The following is a 17,243-nucleotide window of genomic DNA, read 5'->3' as shown; positions in this document are numbered from 1 at the left end:
CTTTGAATACGCGCTGCAGATTTATAAAATATACTGAGACTATATATCAACGGTCAAAACTCTGACTTGCGCTGTCATGGAATCACGACACGTGATGCGGGCGCTGAGCCAAGTGGTCTGCTAACAACATCATCCCGATGAATTGTTGCCTTGATCGGGGCTCAATCGGCTTTAGACAGCTTTTACGTCGTTTTTGCGGTGTAAGACGGTAGCGCCGCATAATAGTATATAGTAATATATAGTGTTTATACCTGGATATAGGGCTAATAGTAGGGTACTTATCCGCTCTTCATCTCCAATCTGATGATGACAGATTCACCGAGCGGTGGTATCTCTCGCCGTCGTTTTTTAACAAGTTCTGGTGCAATCGGGACACTGGCGCTGGCTGGCTGTGTCCAGAATACGAACAGTGGCGACGGCAGTGGCTCCGATGGCAGTGGGTCTGACGGTAGCGGTTCCGACGGGCTCTCGGGGCAGGTCATTATCAAGGGCAGCAGTACCGTGTTCCCCATCTCCGACGCGATGGCCGAGGAGTTCATGGCGGAGCATGGAAACGTCAACGTCACCGTCGACTCCACGGGGAGCGGCGGCGGTTTCGAGAACTGGTTCTGTCCCGGGGACTCCGATATTAACGGGGCCTCCCGTCCTATCACGGACGCCGAGATAGAGCAGTGTTCTGGCAACAATGTCGAGCCAGTTGAGTTCGAGATCGCGGGCGACGCTCTGACTGTCGCGGTCAACAACGATGCCGACTGGGTCGACTGCCTGACCTTCGACGAACTGCGCCAGATATGGAGCGATGAATCGGATGTCACGAACTGGTCAGACGTGCGTGACGAGTGGCCCGACATGGAGATCGAACGCTACGGCCCGGCGTCGACCTCTGGGACGTTTGACTACTTCAACGAGAACGTCGTCGGTGAGGACACCAAACACACGACCGAGTACCAGCCGACCGAAGAGGACGAGACTATTGTTCAGGGAATCCGTGACAACGAGGGCGGCATCGGATACTTCGGGTTCGCGTACTACAACTCAAACTCCGAAGCGGTGAAAGCCGTCGAAGTCAAGACCGAGGAGGACGGCGAATGCACCGCCCCGAGCCTGGCAAACGCCAAGGACGGCTCGTACCCGCTGGCCCGGCCGCTGTTCATCTATGCGTCCGAGTCATCCCTGCAGAACGAGGCGGTCTACGAGTTCATTCGGTTCTACCTCGAACAGGCCGAAACCGATATCGTTCAGGAGATCGGGTACGTGCCTTCGAGCGCCGAGCAGCGCGATGAAAACCTCGAAAAGCTGGACGAGGTTGCTGGCTAACACAGTATAGAGTCGGCTTACTCACATGAGCACATTATTGGAGACAACACAATGAGCACCGAGACGCCCGGGCCGGATATTACGTCCAGACCGAGCGGACGCGCAGCACGCGAGCGGATGTATCGATACGTCCTGCTCCTGTGTGCTGCCGCGTCGATTCTCGTCACCGTCAGCATCGTCGTGTTGCTCGCACGCGACGCGGTCACGTTCTTTACGCTGGTGAACCCGGTCGACTTCTTCACCGGAACGGAGTTTCTCATCAGCCGGAACGTCTATGGGTTGCTCCCGCTGTTGAGCGGCACACTGCTGGTGACGGTAATCTCTGCCGTCATCGCGCTCCCGACGGGCGTCGCGGCCGCGGTCTACCTCAGCGAGTACGCCAGCGACCAGATGCGCTCGGTTCTGAAGCCGGGGCTGGAAATCTTGGCTGGTATCCCGACGGTCGTCTACGGTATCTTTGCGCTCGTATACGTGACGCCGTTCCTCCAGACCATCGGGCTCCCGGTCAACACGTTCAACATCCTCAGCGCCTCCATCATGGTCGGCATCATGATTATCCCGATGGTCTCCAGTCTGAGCGAGGACGCGATGAGCGCCGTCCCGGACTCACTACGACAGGCCGGCTACGGGATGGGCGCGACGAAATTCGAGGTGACCACCGGCGTCGTCGTCCCCGCGGCGGCCTCGGGCATCTTCTCCTCGTTCATTCTCGCCCTGTCGCGGGCTATCGGCGAGACGATGATCGTCGTTGTCGCGGCCGGCAGTCGGCCACGGATGCTGAACCTCTCGGACCCACTGGCAAACCTCTTTCAGGGGTACCAGCCGATGACGGCAGCGATGGTCCAGATCAACAGCGCCGACAGCGTCAGTCAACTGGGCTTTACCAGTCTCTTCGCTATCGGCCTGACGCTGTTCGTCATCACGTTCCTGTTGAACCTGTTGAGCAACCGAATCGCGGCGCGCTACCGGGAGGAGTACGAATGAACACTGGGGGACTGAACTGATGGCAACACGAGAACCTGAAACAGGCTGGCACGGGGAGAACAGCGATGTCAACCATCTGCGTGGGCGTGCCTTTGAGGCGACCTGTCTCGCGGCGACCGCGTTCGGACTCGTCTCTGTCTTGATTCTCCTGCTGTTCGTCGCCAACGACGCGTTCCGGCCCTTTTCCGCCGACGCGGGCTGGCTGGCGACCTACGCCGCCACCGTGGTGGTGCCGCTGGCCGCACTGGCTGTCTACTACTATCGACTCGACGAACCGGCCGGCGAGGTTGCCTATGTCACCAGCGGACTCCCGGTCGTTGGACTCCTGCTTACCGGCGGATTTGCGGTGCTGTTCATCGAACTTATCTCCGTGCTTGGGTGGTTCGCCCTTCTCATTTCGCTGGCCGTGGCCGCCGGTCTAATTGTCGCCCACGGCCGACTGCGACCGAAGGCGGCGCTCGAACGGCTTGGTGTCGTGTTCCTCGCTCCGGTCATCACCGTGTTCGGTCTGCCACCTATCTGGTTCAATTCGTTCGTTACCGACGCCGCCGCGGCGCTCGGTCTCGATTTCGGGCTGTACTACCGCGTGATCAGCCTCCGGGAGGCGATCATGATGCTCCCGTTCGTGCCCACAGACTGGGTCATGTTGCTCCTGACGCTCGTGCTTCCAATCGCTGGTGCCGCAGGCTGGTTCGTCGAACAGCGACGCGAGTCGCGGCGTGACGGTCTGGCCGTCGTCGGGATGACGACGGCGGTTGCGGTGTTGGGCCCCGTCGCTGGGCCGCTACTCGGGATCGGGACTGAGGTGTGGCTACTTCTGGTCACCTTCGCCGCGCTCCCGCTTGGGGTCTACGTCGAAGGCGTGATTCGCCGTGGCGAGGGCGTCCGCGGACTCGCCTTCCCGGTCGTCGCCGTGCTGGGTGTGGCCGCTGGGGCCGTCGCCACCAGTGCGCTCGGGTTTGCCGGACCGAACCCATGGCTCGACTGGGGCTTCCTGACGAGCGCGACCTCACGGACCGCTGCTGATGCCGGTATCTACCCTTCGATGGTCGGCTCAGTGATGATGATTATCGTGATTGTGCTCACTACCTTCCCGGTCGGCGTCGGGGCGGCGATCTATCTTGAGGAGTACGCCCCCTCGCAGGGACTGATGGGGAAGTTCGTCACGCTCATCGAGATCAACATCGGAAACCTCGCCGGCGTCCCGTCGGTCGTATACGGCCTGCTCGGACTGGCGCTTTTCATCCGGGTTCTCCAGTGGCCCCAGGGGTCCGTCATCGTCGCCGGCCTCGCAGTCGGCCTGTTGATACTCCCTATCGTGATCATCTCCGCGCAGGAGGCGATCCGGTCTGTCCCCGACTCGTTCCGGCAGGCGTCCTATGGAATGGGTGCCACCCGCTGGCAGACGATCCGACAGGTCGTCCTTCCCGAAGCCCTGCCGGGCATTCTGACCGGAACGATACTGGCGCTGGGTCGGGCTATCGGCGAGACGGCCCCACTGCTGATGATTGGGGCGGCGGCGTCGGTCCGGCTCGCGCCGAACAGCTTCTTCGATGTGGCGAGTATGATGCCCCGCCAGATCTTCTCGTGGTCGTCGGAACTGGACCCGGCGTTCCGCCACGGCGTGCTGGCGGCCGGCGTGATTACACTGCTTGCAGTGTTGCTGGTGATGAACGCGACAGCGATTGTCATCCGGAACCGGTATCAGCGAACAGGATAATTCATGACAGAGAACGAGATGACGAGCAACGACAGTACCGAGCCCACACCGACCACTGAAACGGCCGCGTCGTCACCCGACCCGTCCGGCGACCCTCTCATCGAACAGTCGATCGACGTGGAGGGAACCGACTCGACCGCGGCCGAGACGGGGAAACCAGTCATCGAATCCAGTGACCTGAACGTGTTCTACGGCGAGACGCAGGCGCTACAGGGTATCGACCTAGCCATCCCGGAAAAACAGGTGACGGCCATGATCGGCCCCTCCGGCTGCGGGAAGTCGACGTTCCTGCGATGTATCAACCGTATGAACGACCTCATCGACGCGGCACGGGTCGAAGGGGACCTCCACTTCGAGGGGAAAAACGTCTACGACGCTGACGTGGACCCGGTGGCGCTGCGGCGACGCATTGGAATGGTGTTCCAGCACCCGAACCCCTTCCCCAAGAGTATCTACGACAACGTCGCCTACGGCCTCCGGATTCAGGACCAGACGGAGAACATCGATGAGAAAGTCGAGACGGCACTCAAGCGCGCCGCACTGTGGGAGGAAGTCAAAGACCAACTGGACAAGAGCGCACTCGACCTCTCAGGTGGTCAGCAACAGCGGCTCTGCATCGCCCGCGCTATTGCCGTCGACCCAGACGTGATTCTGATGGACGAGCCGGCGTCGGCGCTTGACCCGATCGCCACCTCGAAGATCGAGGACCTCATCGAGGAGTTGGCCGAGGAGTTCACTGTCGTCATCGTCACCCACAATATGCAGCAGGCGGCTCGCATCTCCGACAAGACGGCTGTCTTCCTCACTGGCGGCGAGCTCGTCGAGTTCGACGATACTGACAAGATTTTCGAGAACCCCGAGAGCCAGCGCGTCGAGGACTACATCACCGGCAAGTTCGGATAACCGCCACCACTCGCCATTCGCTGTCGCCACTCACCGCTCCAGCGTCGCTTCGGTGTCAATGCCGTACACCGCCTTCGGTGTCTCGACGTGTGCTGTTCTGACCGCGTCTTCGTCCCCGTGTTCGAGGAGCCAGCGGACGCGCCGCGGCACGGTCTTCGGGCCAAGTACTGCGCCGGGGCGGTCCGGGTCGTCGATGTAATCGGTCTCCATCAGGAACGGGTCGTCGGTCTCGACCGCGATTTCCAGTTCGTCCTTATCTGCAAGTACCGATTTGACCGGGCCGCGGAGTCGGCCCCCGGAGTAGTGTTTGACGACCTGCGTGCGGTCAAGGCCACGGTCTTCGGCCCAGCGAGCGACTGCTTCGAAGTCTTCGCCGCCCTCGGTGTGGAGCTGTATCGCACAGCCCACGTCGGCGGCGCGTTCGAACCCGTGGCACATCACTTCGTTCGAAGCCTCCCAGACGGCGTCGTCCACGTCGTAGTGCGGGCGGCCGGACTTCATCGCGAGCGCATCGCCGTTATCGACGTACTCCGCCGCCACGTCGAGGCCGGTCTGCATGATATCTCGCGCTTCCGGCGGCGTGTAGCCGTCGTCGACGAGCTTCGAAATTAGTGCCGGGTGGACGCCGAGGACGGGCCAGGCGCGCCCGTCCAGCACCTCGGTCGCTGTGGCGGCGGCCTCGACAGTCAGGTCGAACACTTCCCGGAAGATCGCCTCGTCAGTGGCCTTCTCAACAAGATGCCAGGACGGCTTGTTGAGCACCAGCAGGTGAGTTCCGCCCTGGGACGCGAACTCCTCGGCTGCCGCGACGTTCCGGCCGTTGACCGGGTCGAGATGGAGGTGGTTGTCCAGTACCGGCGTGTCGTCGATGTCCATACGTGCTCAATAGCACTGGCCGAAAAAACAGTTGGCGTCCTGGGCGTCGGAGATTAGAGCGTCACTGCGTCTTCAGCCGCGTTGCGTAACGCATCGGAGCGGCCGTACTCTCCCGGCGCGATGGCGACCGTCTTGACCCCTTCCCGTGCGGCCACTTCCAGCGCGGGCTTGAAATCCGTATCCCGCGAGGCGACGGCCAGCACGTCTATCTGTCCAGCAACGGCGGCGTCTGTCGCGTCAACAGCGAGTCGGACATCAACGTCACCGCTGGTTGTTCGAACCTCGAACCCGCGGGCTTCAGCGGCCTGAATGAGTCCGGGCGAGGCGTTCTGGTCGACGTAGAGACGGGTGACTGCCAGCGGACCGTACTCAGCTGCGATATCTCGGACCTCGTCTAAATCGACATCGAATTCAGACCTGAGCACATTTGGGCCATCGACGAACAGTCCGACGCGCTGGGGCGAGTCTTTGTCCTCGAATATCCGACGGAGCAGCTTCATGCGCCTCTTTCCCCGCCCGGCCCGCTTATGCGTGCCGCTTCGATCCGTAAACCGCCTCCCGCTATATAGAATGACACGGCACAAAACTTAGGATGATTCCTCCCACACACTACGGACACATTTGCATGCGGAGTCGGCCAGCAATAAGTGTGTATAAAGTGACACATGAGTAAAGAATCTCTTCACGATCAAGACGTGCTAAACGGGCTTTGTGAGATAATTTCAGACCCGGCTATCGTCCTAGACGCCGACGGCGTCTTTGTCGATGTTATCCACAACGCCCACAACGGGGCATTATTTTTCAAAGATCCGGAAACACTGCTGGGAACAGATCTCTGGGATATTTTCTCTACAGCACAGGCTGACCAGTTCTACGCGATTATCGAGGATGTTCTGGAAACAGGTGAACAGCAGCACTTCGAGTACCAGCTATCGCTTGATCATGGGGATCGACACTTTGAGGCTCGCGTCACGCCGGTCGGCAGTGACAACGTAGGGCGCGTGCTATGGCTGGCGGAGGATATCACACAGCGCAAGCGGCGGCGAGAAAAGCAGGCCCTCATTGAGCGGGTCTTCGAGGTCAGTCCGGTCGGCATCGTCGTCGTAGAACGATCTGGAAGAATTTCGCTGGCTAACGATCGTGCCGAGGAGCTACTCGGTCTTGAACGCGAGAAAATCACTCGAAGACGATACGACCAGCCGGAGTGGAACATATACTACAAAGACGGGACGGAAATCCCCGATTCGGAACACCCGGTTACGCAGGTGCTTGAATCGGGTGAACCGGTGTTTGGGTTCGAGCACTGGATAGAACTCGAGGATGGGAGCGAGCGGTGGCTTTCAAGCAATGCCGCGCCGATACTGGGCGACGATGGGACTGTCGAACGCGTCGTCGTTGGGCTGGACGACGCAACGAGATTGAAACAGCGGGAGGAACAACTGGAGTGGCTCGTCGGGACCGAAACCCTGGCCGACGTTGGCGGGTGGGAGCTCGATCTGGAGACGGGTCTGATAGAGGGAACTGCCGGCATGAAGCGCCTCTATGGAACGCCAGAGTACAATCCGACGCTTGAAGAGGCTATCAAACAGTACCATCCCAACGATAGAGCGGCCGTTCGCGACGCTATCGAGACCTGTCGTGAAACCGGCGAACCGATGGAACTAGAGGCGCGCCGTCAGACCGCTGACGAAACCGAGCGCTGGTTCCGACTCCGGGCCGAAAAAACGGTTCGCGACGGGACGCCGAAACTGCGAGGCATCGTTCGCGACATCACGCAGGACAAGGAGCGAGAGCAGCGGCTCATGGTCATGAGTCGGATTCTCCGGCATAACATCCGAAACAAGCTGACCGTGATACGGGGTAATTCAAGACTCCTCAAAGAAGAACTCGGCTCGTCCGATTTCTCTGTTGACGCCGCTAGCGGACACATCGACAGAATCGAAAACGCCTCGAAAGAACTTGATTCGCTGGCCGAGCGAGCACGGACGTTCGACCGGGCCATCGAGCGTGACCTCCGGAATGGGACACTCCACCTCGAGCAGGCGCTCACTGATATCCGAGACGACCTCACAGCACAACATTCTGAGGCAACCATTGAGGTCGCGCCGACCGACGTGGAGGTCTCGGGTGACAGGATGGCTATTGACCTGATACTGGAGGTTCTTGTCGAGAACGCGCTGGAATACAGTGATCTGCCCGCCCCGACAGTCAAGCTTACGGCCGAAGAGACGCCGATGGGTCAGGTGACAGTCAGCGTCGATACCGATGGGTCCGCTATCCCCGATATGGAACGCGACGTCCTGGATTCGGAGACCGAGGGGCCAGTGGCACACAGCCGTGGACTCGGATTGTGGGCGGTTACGTGGCTTGTCCGACGCCTTGGCGGGTCTGTAACGATCGACGAAGACCACGACGGCGAAACACGGGTCGAGCTCGTGTTCCCGCTGGCGCAAAGCGAGTAACGAAGGCCGACGGCGTATTTTCGGTCCCAGTCTTGTTGTCACATCTACCGCAGTAAGCGATTTGATATCGTCGTATATGGTTTATGAGAGGCCAGCAAGCGGTGGAGGGCCAAACGGTAAGACCACGGGGGACGAGAGGTCCGCGTATGACACTGCGGGCACCACCGCTCTCTGCGATTCACGAGCGAGCAGACGCTTCGTTCACCGATTTCGGCGGGTGGGAGATGCCGGTCGAGTTCGAGTCGATCCGCATAGAACACGAGGCAGTTCGGAGCGAAGCCGGGAAGTTCGACGTTTCGCACATGGGACAGATAACCGTGGCCGGGCCGGACGCGGCGACGCTGACACAGCGGCTGACCACCAACGACGTGACCGTGCTGGACCCGGGCGAGGCCCAGTACGGGGCCATCACAGATGAGGACGGGATTATGCTGGACGACACCGTTGTCTACCGACTGCCGGAAGGCGCGGCCGATGAGTTCCTGTTTATCCCGAACGCCGGGCACGACGGAGAGATGACCGAGCGGTGGCTCTCTGAGCGAGATGAGCGTGGGCTTGACGCGACGGTAACGAACCGGACAGAGGAGTACGCGATGATTGCCGTCCAAGGGCCTGACGCGCCGGACCTGCTGTCGGCCGAGACAGATGTCTCGCTCACTGCCCTGTCTCGGTTCGAGGTGGCTGCCGGGGCTGTCGCCGGCGTGGACTCGCTAATCGCCCGGACGGGCTACACTGGCGAACCGGGCTTTGAAATCCTCTGTCCGCCCGACGACGCCGAGGTGGTCTGGGACGCACTGGAGTGTCAACCCTGTGGGCTCGGCGCGCGCGACACCCTCCGCTTGGAAATGGGCTTTCTGCTCTCCGGCCAGGAGTTCCATCCGGTTGACGAGCCCAGAACGCCCTACGAGGCCGGTATCGGCTGGACAGTTAAGCTCGATACGGAGTTCGTCGGTCGGGACGCACTGGAGGGCGTCGCCGCGAACGGTCCCGAAGAGAAGCTCATCGGCATCGAGCTTGTCGACCGCGGCGTCCCGCGCCACGGGTACGACGTGACAACGCCGGACGGGGAGCCGATCGGCCACATCACCAGCGGAACGATGAGTCCGACACTGGGAGCACCGATTGCCCTCGCCTACGTCCCGTCGGCGTACGCTGAACCGGACAACTCCGTCCGCGTCGTCGTCCGCGGTGAACCGAAGAAAGCACGTACCAGGAGCACGCCATTCCTCGATAGATGAGCTTCGACGTTCCCGACGACCTGCGATATCTGGAGTCACACGAATGGGTACGCGTCGCCGGTGACACTGCCGAGGTCGGCATCACGGCGTTCGCACAGGACGAACTCGGCGACGTGGTGTTCGTCGAACTGCCCGATGAAGGCACGGACCTGACTGCGGGCGAGGACTTCGGCGTGGTGGAGTCTATCAAGGCTGTGTCCGACGTGTACGCCCCCGTCTCCGGCACCGTCACAGCAGTCAACGACCGACTCCGCGACGAGCCGGAACTGCTGAACGAGGACCCGTTCGGCGACGGCTGGATGCTCACTGTCGAGGTTGACGACAAGAGCGAAACCGACGACCTGCTTTCACCCGACGCGTACCGCGATCAGATCGAGTAACCCCGGTAGCAGCGGTCCCTTGCAGGGGGTGAAAGGAGTAACCTAATGTGGACACGGTCGCTAGCTGTCGATATCATGTCACCCCGGCGCTACTGGGTGGTTCTCAAATGAGTAACAGTAACTCACATGCGACAGGCAGTCCGTACGCACCGCAGACGGCCGCAGAAACCGCGGCGATGCTCGATGTCGTCGGAGCCGACGACCTCGAGTCGCTGTTCGACGTTCCCGAGTCCGTGGCCTTCGACGGCGAGTTCGGCATCGACGCCCGGAGCGAGCGGGCGACGCGCCGGGAAGTCGCTGGCCTTCTGAGCTGCAACGCCGACCTGACTGAGTTTCTCGGCCGCGGCCACTATGACCATTACGTCCCGAGCGTTGTTGACGACCTCGCAAGCCGGTCGGAGTTCCTGACCTCCTACACGCAGTACCAGCCCGAGGTCGCACAGGGATTCCTGCAGGCCCTCTTTGAGTTCCAGTCGATGCTGGTGGAACTCACAGGACTGGACGTTGCCAACTGCTCGATGTACGACGACGCGACGGCGCTGGGCGAGGCGGCGACGCTCTCCCAGCGCGTCCGCTCGGTGTCCGGCGACCGGATTCTGGTTCCTGAACACCTCCGGGAGGGCAAACGCGCCGTCCTGTCGAACTATGCCGAGGGACCAGACCTCACGGTCGAGTCCTACCCGATGACCGACGGCGTCGCCGACGTGCCGGCGCTGTCCGACCAGATAGGCGACGACACCGCGATGGTGTACGCCGAGTCGCCAACGGTCCGGGGCGTCATCGAAGAACGGCTCGGCGCAATCGGTGACCTTGCCCACGACCATGACGCGCTGTTCTGTCTCGGCTCGGATCCGATCGCGCTGTCCCTGCTGGAGCGCCCAGCCGATGTCGGAGCCGACGTGGTCGTCGGCGACGCCGCGTCGCTGGGGACTGGTACCGCCTACGGCTTCGGGCTGGGGATGTTCGTCACCCGCGAGGAGTATCTGCGGCAGGTCCCCGGTCGGCTGGTCGGGGCCAGCGAAGACGCAGCCGACCGTCGCGCGTACACGCTGACACTCCAGACGCGGGAGCAGCACATCCGCAAGGAACGGGCCACTTCGAACATCTGTACGAATCAGGCGTGGGTTGCGCTCCGGACCGCGATGCACGCCGCGTGGCTCGGTCCGGACGGGCTGGTCGATCTTGCTGAAGACTGCGTCACCCGCGCTCGTGACTTGGCCGACCGCCTCGACGATATTGTCGGGGTGACGGCCCCGATTCACGGCCGCCACCACTTCCGGGAGTTCCTCGCACACACGGACCAGCCCGCAAGCGCCATCGTTGCCGACCTCGCAGCCGATGGCTTCGCGGTCCACGCGGTCGACGACCACCTGGTGCAGGTGTGTGTGACCGAGACCACTACTGATGCCACAGACGAGTTCGTGGCGGCGTTCCGGGAGGTGGCGAAATGACACTCGCCTCGCGCTACTCGGCGAAACACCGTGGGACAAACCACGTCCCGCGAGCTTCACGCTCGACACGGGGGTGTCTCTTCGCCTCGCGCTACTCGGCGAAACACCGGGGGACAAACCACGTCCCACGAGCTTCACGCTCGACACGGGGGTGTCTCGCGTGAAATACGATCAAGCGCGCTGGACCGACGACAGCGACGACCTGTACGAGCCGCTGCTCTCGGAGAAGACGAGCAAGACAGTTGACATCGAGGATTCGCCGCTGCCAGATGATCTGACGCGGGACAGCCTCTCACTACCGGACCCGGCCGAGCCTGACCTGGCCCGGCACTATACGCGCCTCTCGCAGATGAACTACGGCGTCGAGAGCGGGCCGTTCCCGCTCGGCTCGTGTACGATGAAGTACAACCCCTCCTTCACCGAGGACGTGGCTGCACGGGCGGACGCCGCCATCCACCCTGGCCGACCCGATTCGACGGTACAGGGGACGCTGGCGCTGTGTCACCGGCTCCAGGACTATCTGGGCCGCATCGGCGGCATGGACGCCGTAACGCTGCAGCCGCCGGCCGGCGCGGCCGGTGAGTTCACCGGCATCCAGATCGCGAAGGCCTACCACGAACACAACGACGACGAGCGCTCGGAGGTCGTTATCCCGGACTCGGCGCACGGCACGAACTTCGCGACGGCGGCGATGGCTGGCTACGAGGTCGTGGAGCTACCGAGCGGTGACGACGGCCGCGTCGACATCGAGGCGCTGGAGGCGGCCGTCGGCGACGACACTGCCGCGCTGATGCTCACGAACCCCAACACGCTTGGGCTGTTCGAGCGCGATATCGAGCACGTCGCCGACATCGTCCACGACGCCGGCGGCCTGCTGTACTACGACGGCGCGAACCTCAACGCCTTGCTTGGGCGCGCTCGCCCCGGCGACATGGGCTTCGACGTGATGCACTACAACGTCCACAAGACGTTCGCGACACCCCACGGCGGCGGTGGCCCCGGTGCCGGCCCGGTCGGCGTCCGCGAGGAACTGGCCCAGTTCCTCCCGAACCCACACGTCAGGGAACGTGGTGGCAACTACGAACACTACGAGCCGGCGAACTCGATCGGGAAGGTGCATGGCTTCTATGGCAACTGGCCGGTATTGCTCAAGACCTTTGCGTACATCGCCAGATTGGGCGACGAAGGCCTCCGAGACGCCAGCGCGAAGGCCGTGCTGAACGCGAACTACCTCGCTGAGCAGATAGAGTACGAGGTGCCATTTGGCCCGTTCCATCACGAGTTCGTCGCCAGCGCGGGCGAGCAGGACGCTGCTGACGCGGCCAAGCGGATGCTCGATTACGGCGTCCATCCGCCGACGACGAAGTGGCCCGAAATCGTCGACGAGGCGTTGATGACCGAGCCCACGGAAGGAGAAACCAAGCGCTCGCTGGACCAGCTCGCGGCCGCGTTCAACGCCGTGGCTGGTGATTCGGACGCCGAACTGGCCGATGCGCCGTCGCGTCCGGCGGCGAAACGCATCGATCAGGTGACCGCGGCCCGGAACCCACAGCTCTCCTGGCAGGCGCTTGACGACACGTAGCCGCTCGTTTCGACATTTGATACTCTCGCCAGAGCGTATATGCCACCCCGTCGTATAGCAGTTACAACGGAACGCTATGTCCGATATGCCGAATTTGTTGTACGTATGCCCTGCCGGCGAAGACGCGGACACAGCCATACCTGACGCACCGGTCTCAGTCACGGCAGTCGCCACCGTGAGGGACGCGCTGTCGGAACTGGCCGAGCACGGCTACGATGCCGTCGTCTGTGAACAGCACCTGTCAGGGTCAGAAACCGGGCTAGATGTGTTAGCGGCGATACGTGAGGAGTACGACGCGCTCCCGGTCGTTCTCTGCACGGCCGAACCGGACGGGACGGTCGCCGCTCGCGCGACACGGCTCGATGTAACCGAGTACGTCCCTCGCAGCGAAGTGTCGCTGACGGATCGAGTGTACGACATCGTGACGCAGGGACGCGAACCGACAGGCCGGGACGACGAGAGCGACCCACCGGCTGCTCCCGATGACCGGCCGACGCGGCTCCCGCCGGAACTTGCAGACTCTTTTGATGCCATCGCCGGCAGTATCTCCGACGCCGTCGTCACCATCGACGCCGACAGCGAGGTCGTATACGCAAACGACGAGGCTGTCGAACTGACGGGCTACGACCGCAAGGAACTAGTTGGCGACGACTTCGCGAAAGTCATTCCCGAACATCTGCGAAGCGCTCACTTCGAGGGATTGGATCGATACCTTCGGACTGGCGACCGGAACGTCGACTGGGACTACCTCGAACTGCCGCTCGTGACCGCTGCCGGAGACCAGCTGACCGTCGCGGTGTCGTTCGGCGATTTCGAGCGAAACGGGCAGTGGTTCTGTACGGGCGTTCTCAGGGACATCTCCGACCGAAAGGAGCGCGAACGGGCCCTCGAAGAGACGAACCGGCGACTCGACCTGGCGCTGGACGGAACGGACACCGGCGTCTACGAGTGGAATCTAGAAACTGACGAGATGGTCTGGGACGAGGCGACCGCGGAACTCTTCGGGATGACACCGACGGCCTTCGAAGGCACCGCCTCGGCGTTCTACGAGTATATCCACCCCGACGACCGCCAGTCGCTCGAAGCGGCGTTCGAGCGGGTGTCTGAAAGCGATGAACGAGTCGACGCCGAGTTCCGTACCGACGTCGACGGGGAGACGCGGTGGCTCCGGACGCGCGGAGTCATCGAGGAACGCGACGCACAGGCTCCGCGTCTCGTCGCCATCGCCACGGATATCACAGCACGCAAGGAGCGCGAACGGACGCTGCGTGCCAACAACGACTCGCTACAGGAGCTGACACAGCTTGCTACCGGAAACGGACTCAGCGAGGCCGAGACCGTCGGTCGAGTCATCGAAATCGGGCTGGACCGACTCGACATGGCGTTTGGCTACCTGAGCCGTATCGAGGACGGAGTCCACGAAATCCAGACGGTCACTGGGAACACCCCTCTCGAATCCGGGACAGAGACGCCGCTTGCGGATACCTACTGCCAGCGAGTGCTCGACTCCGGTGACCTCTATGCGATTGCCGATGCCACCACCGAGGGGGGACACGCGGCGGACGTGTACCAGCAAAGCGGCGTCGCGTGCTACGCCGGTGGCCTCATCACGGTCGCCGGCGAGCCATACGGAACGCTCTGTTTCGGGGACGAACAGGCCCGGTCGGAGTCGTTCTCCGATAGCGAGGAGGCGTTCATGAAACTGCTCGTTGAGTGGGTCAACCACGAACTCGAACGCCGCCACCGTGAGGACGAACTCGAACGGTACGAGAACATCATCGAGGCGGTCGACGACGGCGTGTACGCCCTCGACTCCGAAGGGTACTTCCAGTTCGTCAATCGGGCGATGACCGACCTGACGGGCTACTCCGAGGAAGAGCTGCTTGGCTCGTACACCGGCTTCATCAAGAACGACGGCGTCGTCGAGCGCGCCGAATCCATCGTTCAGGAGATGATATTCGAGGACCGCGACGACGAGGAGACGTTCGAACTGGCGATCCAGCAGGCGTCGGGAGGGTCGTTCCCTGCGCAAGACCACATGACGCTACTGTACGACGACGACGAGCGATTCGCCGGGACCGCAGGCGTTATTCGGGATATCACGGAGCAGAAACGGCGTGACGAGGCGTTGTCCGGACTACTGGACACGACCCGGTCGCTCATGCAGGCACAGACGCCCCAGGAAGTCGCCGAAACGGTCATCGAGGCGACCCGGTCGGACCTCGGGTTCGACCACTCGCTCGTGCGGCTGTACGACGAGGAGACGGACACGCTCCGGCCAGCCGCTGCCAGCGACAAAGTCCCGGACCGGCCGGTATACAACGCCGACGAGGGGTTTCCCGGAGAAGCGTTCGAGCGCGGCGACCCGCTGGTCATCGACGAGTTCGACCGGGTCGACAACTACGACTCCGACGTTCTGTCGGCGACGATGTACCTCCCGATGGGTGACCACGGTGTCGTGAGTGTCGGTGCGCAACAGGGACACGAGTTCACCGAATCGGATGTCTCCGTCGGGAAGATTCTCGCGTCCAATGCAGCCGCCGCGTTCGACCGCGTCGAGCGCGAGCGGAGCCTGTTGCGGTACGAATCAGTGGTCGAAAATGTCCGTGATATGATGTACGTCCTCGACGACGAAGGCCGGTTCCAGCTGGTCACCGAACCGCTCGCGGAATGGCTCGGCTACGAGCGGGCGACGCTTCTGGGCCAGCACCCGCGCATTGTTCTCGATCAGGACGCGATTGATGAGTTTACATGTCGCATCGGTGACCTCTGTCAGCAGGGCGGAACCGGGGCGGTCCAGCTCGAAACGGCGCTGGAAACGGCACACGGAGAGCAGCGCCCGGCAGAGATCGAGGTGTCGCTGATCGACGCGGACCAGTTTCGTGGTACCGTCGGCGTCGTCCGGGACCTGACTGAACTCAAGCAGGCGCGGGCAGAGCTGGAAGACGAACGCGACCGGTTCTCGTACCTGTTTAACACGCTTCCAGACGCCGTCATCGAGACGGAGACAGTTGCGGATGAGTCGGTCGTCAGATCAGTCAACCCCGCGTTTTCCGACGTGTTCGGGTACGGTCAGGACACGGCCGTCGACAGTCCCCTATCCGACCTCCTCCGGCTGCCGGACACTACGAACGACGAACTACCCCAGTTTGACGATGGACAGGCAGACGGCGACCCTTTCCAGACTGAACTCCGACTGATGACCGAGACAGGGTTCCGTGACTTCCTCTTCCGGGGCGTGCCATACAGCCGGGACGGCGACAGCGTCCGCGGGTTCGGTATCTACACGGACATAACCGAACAGCGCGAGCGTGAGCGCCGGCTGAAACTGCTCAACCGGGTCCTGCGGCACAATCTCAGAAACGACCTGACCGTCGTCCTTGGCATGGCTGACGCGCTGGACGAGCGAATTGACGACGAGAATCATCGCTCCATTCTCCACAGGCTCCAGCGAAAGGCCGAAGAGATGGCGTCGCTGAGCGAGCGCGCACGCGACATGGAGCGGTCCGTGCGCCGCGACCAGTTTGGCACGGGCCCGGTCGACGTGTCAGCGACTATTACGGATATCGTGTCATCGTATCGTGATAAGCACGCCGGCAAAATTGAAACACACCTCCCGGAGACGCCGGTTACGGCGGGTGACGGGCGGCTACATCGAATTCTGGGCGAACTCGTCGAAAACAGCCTCGAACACGGCGGCGATGACCCTTCGGTCCGCGTCGACGTCCAGGTGGACCGACAAACCGTCTCTATCACGGTCGCTGACGACGGGCCGGGGATTCCACAGCACGAACTCGATGTTGTGACGGGCGACGAACCAATAACGCAACTGCGCCACGGAACCGGACTCGGCCTGTGGCTGGTCGTCTGGGTGGCCGAAACCTACGGCGGCACGGTGGACTTCGGTAGCGGTTCGGACGGCGGGGCAGTCGTCACGCTGAAACTGCCCCGGATAGACGTCTAGATAGTGTCGCGGATCCGGTCGGCGAGCACGCTGTACTGCTCCGTGCCCGTCCCTTTCTGGACCACGGCAGTGACGCCGTGCTCTGTGGCGGCATCTGCGACATCGTCGTGCTCACGGGCCGTAAACAGCAGGAACGGGATGTCAACGCCGTTCTCCCGAAGCGCGGCACACAGCTCCATCCCGTCGAGCCGGGGCATCTTGTAGTCACTGACGACTGCGTCGAAATCGCCGTCAGTGGCCAGGTCCAGTGCCGCCTCTGGGTCGGCCTCCGTCGTTATTTCGAATCCGTCTTCCTGTCCCAGAAACGTCCCGACGATTTCTAGAACGTCTACGTCCTCGTCTACCAGTAGGACCTCGATACTCATC

Annotated in this window: 13 protein-coding genes; 10 read left to right on the top strand and 3 right to left on the bottom strand. The window is 62.2% G+C overall.

The annotated features are described in order from the left end of the window. Positions 1-306 precede the first annotated feature (306 nt). The 4 genes from G9463_RS03660 to pstB are packed head-to-tail and all read left to right on the top strand — an operon-like array spanning position 307 to position 4,924. On the top strand, positions 307-1,317 hold the full coding sequence (locus tag G9463_RS03660) for a PstS family phosphate ABC transporter substrate-binding protein (RefSeq protein ID WP_165895982.1): 1,011 nt from the start codon (positions 307-309) through the stop codon (positions 1,315-1,317). A 51-nt stretch (positions 1,318-1,368) separates the two neighbouring features. Further along, positions 1,369-2,301, top strand: coding sequence for a phosphate ABC transporter permease subunit PstC (pstC, locus tag G9463_RS03655; RefSeq protein WP_165895981.1), 933 nt, complete (start codon positions 1,369-1,371; stop codon positions 2,299-2,301). Positions 2,302-2,320: 19 nt separating this feature from the next. Continuing rightward, the gene (gene pstA, locus G9463_RS03650) at positions 2,321-4,021 is read left to right on the top strand and encodes a phosphate ABC transporter permease PstA (RefSeq protein WP_004957190.1); all 1,701 of its coding nucleotides are present in this window, start codon (positions 2,321-2,323) and stop codon (positions 4,019-4,021) included. A 3-nt stretch (positions 4,022-4,024) separates the two neighbouring features. After that, positions 4,025-4,924, top strand: a complete 900-nt coding sequence (pstB, locus tag G9463_RS03645) for a phosphate ABC transporter ATP-binding protein PstB (RefSeq protein WP_165895980.1) — start codon at positions 4,025-4,027, stop codon at positions 4,922-4,924. A 30-nt stretch (positions 4,925-4,954) separates the two neighbouring features. Here pstB and G9463_RS03640 read toward each other — a convergent pair whose 3' ends face one another. Then, the gene (locus G9463_RS03640; RefSeq protein WP_165895979.1) at positions 4,955-5,800 is read right to left on the bottom strand and encodes a TatD family hydrolase; all 846 of its coding nucleotides are present in this window, start codon (positions 5,798-5,800) and stop codon (positions 4,955-4,957) included. Between the two features lie 53 nt (positions 5,801-5,853). After that, positions 5,854-6,300, bottom strand: a complete 447-nt coding sequence (locus tag G9463_RS03635; RefSeq protein ID WP_004957185.1) for an NYN domain-containing protein — start codon at positions 6,298-6,300, stop codon at positions 5,854-5,856. A 165-nt stretch (positions 6,301-6,465) separates the two neighbouring features. Between G9463_RS03635 and G9463_RS03630 the strand changes: the two genes are divergently transcribed. The 6 genes from G9463_RS03630 to G9463_RS03605 all read left to right on the top strand — a co-directional run bounded on the left by G9463_RS03630 (position 6,466) and on the right by G9463_RS03605 (position 16,877). Further along, entirely contained in the window at positions 6,466-8,262 is a 1,797-nt protein-coding gene (locus G9463_RS03630; protein WP_165895978.1) for a PAS domain-containing sensor histidine kinase, read from the top strand. A gap of 146 nt (positions 8,263-8,408) precedes the next feature. Further along, positions 8,409-9,500 carry a glycine cleavage system aminomethyltransferase GcvT gene (gene gcvT, locus G9463_RS03625; protein WP_165895977.1) on the top strand — a complete coding sequence of 364 codons (1,092 nt, stop codon included), beginning with the start codon at positions 8,409-8,411 and terminating at the stop codon, positions 9,498-9,500. Next, the gene (gene gcvH, locus G9463_RS03620; RefSeq protein WP_127014822.1) at positions 9,497-9,880 is read left to right on the top strand and encodes a glycine cleavage system protein GcvH; all 384 of its coding nucleotides are present in this window, start codon (positions 9,497-9,499) and stop codon (positions 9,878-9,880) included. The genes gcvT and gcvH overlap by 4 nt, the downstream gene beginning before the upstream one ends. 107 nt (positions 9,881-9,987) lie before the next feature. Then, positions 9,988-11,331, top strand: coding sequence for an aminomethyl-transferring glycine dehydrogenase subunit GcvPA (gene gcvPA, locus G9463_RS03615; RefSeq protein ID WP_165895976.1), 1,344 nt, complete (start codon positions 9,988-9,990; stop codon positions 11,329-11,331). A 160-nt stretch (positions 11,332-11,491) separates the two neighbouring features. After that, positions 11,492-12,913: an aminomethyl-transferring glycine dehydrogenase subunit GcvPB gene (gcvPB, locus tag G9463_RS03610; protein ID WP_165896018.1), complete on the top strand. Its 1,422-nt coding sequence runs from the start codon at positions 11,492-11,494 to the stop codon at positions 12,911-12,913. Between the two features lie 76 nt (positions 12,914-12,989). Further along, positions 12,990-16,877, top strand: a complete 3,888-nt coding sequence (locus G9463_RS03605) for a PAS domain S-box protein (protein ID WP_165895975.1) — start codon at positions 12,990-12,992, stop codon at positions 16,875-16,877. Here G9463_RS03605 and G9463_RS03600 read toward each other — a convergent pair. Further along, positions 16,874-17,242 (bottom strand): response regulator, encoded by a 369-nt coding sequence (locus G9463_RS03600; RefSeq protein ID WP_004957169.1) that lies wholly within the window; start codon positions 17,240-17,242, stop codon positions 16,874-16,876. The genes G9463_RS03605 and G9463_RS03600 overlap by 4 nt on opposite strands. Position 17,243: the final 1 nt, after the last annotated feature.

Source organism: Haloarcula sp. JP-Z28 (genome assembly GCF_011440255.1).
Classification (GTDB): domain Archaea; phylum Halobacteriota; class Halobacteria; order Halobacteriales; family Haloarculaceae; genus Haloarcula; species Haloarcula marismortui.
This window is presented reverse-complemented; position numbering and strand designations above follow the sequence as displayed.